General features: G+C 56.7%; 1 protein-coding gene and 1 pseudogene. Both read right to left on the reverse strand.

Annotated features, from left to right (window positions below; translation table 11 throughout):
- Positions 1–309: pseudogene (locus ACXJ7R_RS35535) on the reverse strand (HlyD family type I secretion periplasmic adaptor subunit); the annotation flags it as partial.
- A gap of 41 nt (positions 310–350) precedes the next feature.
- The coding region (locus ACXJ7R_RS35540; RefSeq protein WP_457155862.1) for an ATP-binding cassette domain-containing protein at positions 351–661 on the reverse strand (311 nt) is incomplete at its 5' end.

The following is a 661-nucleotide window of genomic DNA, read 5'->3' on the forward strand; positions in this document are numbered from 1 at the left end:
CGCCTGCAGGGCTCGCGCCTTGGCCTGCTGCTCACCAAGGCTGGAGGTGTTGAGCGTGTTGTCGAGACGGATGATGAGATCATTCTTCTTGACGACCTGGCCAATCGTCACTGCGATTTCCTGGACGACACCGGCTTCACTCGCCTGAATGATCTGGGTCTTGGAAGCGGGTATCACCTTGCCGTCTCCCCGCGCGATCTCATCGACTTCGGCAAAGGCTGCCCAGGCGACAAATACAACGAAAAGCGCTCCTATGATGAATATGGACGCCGACGCAAAGAGCGGCGGCCGATCTTCCCTGGCAAGCATTTCCTACGCCCCAACGCATTGGATGCATTCAATTTGTTCGATCAGGCGCTTGTTTTCTGCAACGCCTGTATAACCTGGTCCTTCGGTCCGTCAGCAACGATCTTGCCCTGTTCGATAACGATCAGGCGGTCGGCCAGTTCTAGCATGCTGAAGCGATGTGTGGAGACGATCAGCGTGGTGTCGCGGTCAAAGGCGACCTTGAGCTGCTTTATCAACTGGCGTTCCGATGCGAGATCCATCGAGCCCGATGGTTCATCTAGAAAGACGATTTTCGGCTTGGTCAGCAGCAGGCGTGCGATCGCCACTGTCTGCCTCTGGCCGCCTGAAAGATTGGTGCCACGCTCGCCGACAT

The sequence above is a fragment of the Mesorhizobium sp. P5_C1 genome (genome assembly GCF_054049815.1).